The sequence below is a fragment of the Polaromonas sp. P1_E3 genome, from assembly GCF_056405935.1.
Genome location: NZ_JBFUBD010000458.1, coordinates 1 through 1974, shown reverse-complemented (window position 1 = coordinate 1974; position 1974 = coordinate 1). Strand labels below are relative to the sequence as shown.

General features: G+C 63.2%; 2 protein-coding genes. Both read left to right on the top strand.

The window, feature by feature from the left end; translation table 11 throughout:
- Positions 1-33: 33 nt before the first annotated feature.
- Positions 34-615 (top strand): MOSC domain-containing protein, encoded by a 582-nt coding sequence (locus AC1D0Z_RS20515; RefSeq protein WP_477660013.1) that lies wholly within the window; start codon positions 34-36, stop codon positions 613-615.
- A gap of 154 nt (positions 616-769) precedes the next feature.
- On the top strand, positions 770-1974 hold a 1205-nt coding region (gene serA / locus AC1D0Z_RS20510; protein ID WP_477660012.1), incomplete at its 3' end, for a phosphoglycerate dehydrogenase.

Below are 1974 nucleotides of genomic sequence, written 5' to 3'. Positions count from 1 at the left end.
TGTCATGAGAGCCGCAGCCATGCCAGGTGTGTCATGACATCGGGCGCCGACGCGGGTATCAGCGGCCTGCATGCGCTCACCCGGCGATTCCCCCACGAAGGGCGGCTTGAGCAAATCCTGCTTCGCCCTGCCCGCCGAAGCCCGGTGCTCAGCGTTGCCACCGTGACGGCATGGGCCGGCCGCGGGCTGGACGGGGACAGAAGTGCGGCCGGGGCCCCAATTGCTGCGGGCACCAGCAAACGCCAGGTCACGCTGATCCAGGCCGAGCACCTTCCCGTGCTGGCGGCGCTGGCACGGCTTGGCACGGTGGATGCCGCGAACCTTCGGCGCAACCTGGTGGTGTCGGGCCTCAACCTGCTGGCAGCAAAATCCCTCTTCAGGGACCAGCCCATGACGCTGCGCATCGGCGATGTGGTGCTGGAAATTACCGGCCCCTGCGAGCCCTGTTCACGCATGGAGGAAGTGCTGGGCCCGGGCAGCTATAACGCCATGCGTGGCCACGGCGGCCTGACGGCGCGCGTGCTGCGCGGCGGGCTGCTTTCAGTCGGCCATCCCGTCGTGTGCGAACCTGCCGGGCCTGATCAGGCAACCCTGGTTCAACCGCTATTGATTTGATAGCTGCTTGCGCACGACCAGAAACGGTCTCAGCCATTTTTCTCACTATTTCACGTATCAGTGGCTGTCGAAAAACAGCCGACCGCGCGCCAGCATGGGTATTGGGCTTCCCCCATACTGACGCCTCATCCACTTTTTGGTGCAGCGGCTTTCCATGAACAAAACTTCCGTCGACAAGCAAAAAATCAAATTCCTGCTGCTCGAGGGCATTCACCCCTCCGCGGTGGAAGTTCTCAAGGCGGCGGGCTACTCGCAGATCGAAAGCCTGGCCGGCGCGCTGCCCGACGATGAACTCAAGGCCAAAATTGCCGACGTGCATTTTGTCGGCATCCGCTCCCGCACCCAGCTCACCGCCGAAGTATTTGCCCAGGCCGGCAAGCTGGCGGCGGTTGGCTGCTTTTGCATCGGCACCAACCAGGTCGACCTGAACGCAGCCCGCGAACGCGGCATTGCGGTGTTCAACGCGCCTTTCTCCAACACCCGCTCCGTGGCTGAGCTGGTATTGGCCGAGGCCATTTTGCTGCTGCGCGGCGTGCCCGAGAAAAGCGCCGTGGCGCACCGTGGCGGCTGGCTCAAGTCGGCCGAAAACGCCTACGAAATCCGCGGCAAGACGCTGGGTATCGTCGGTTATGGCTCCATCGGCACGCAGCTGTCCGTGCTGGCCGAGGCACTGGGCATGCACGTCGTGTTTTTTGACGTGGTAACCAAGCTGCCGCTGGGCAACGCCCGGCAGATGGCTCAACTCAAGGACTTGCTGGCCCAGTCCGACGTGGTGAGCCTGCATGTGCCCGAAACCCAGGCCACCCAATGGATGATCGGCGCGGCCGAGATCGCCGCGATGAAACCCGGCAGCGTGCTGATCAATGCCTCACGCGGCACAGTGGTGGAAATTGAACCGCTGGCCGCGGCGCTGAAGCAAAAAAGGCTGCTGGGCGCGGCAATCGACGTGTTCCCTGTGGAGCCGCGCACCAACAAGGACATGTTTGAATCCCCCCTGCGCGGCCTCGACAACGTGATCCTGACGCCGCATGTAGGCGGCTCGACCATGGAAGCACAGGAAAACATCGGCATCGAAGTGGCCGAAAAGCTGGTGAAGTACAGCGACAACGGCACCTCGACATCTTCCGTGAATTTTCCGGAAGTGGCGCTGCCGGCCCACCCGGGCAAGCACCGCCTGCTGCACATCCATCGCAATGTGCCGGGCGTGCTGTCGGAAATCAACAAGGTGTTTGCGGCCAACGGCATCAACATCGCGTCGCAGTACCTGCAGACCAACGAGGCCGTGGGTTACGTGGTGATCGACATCGACGCAGCGCACTCCGACATCGCGCTGGCCAAGCTGGCCGAGGTGCCGGGAAC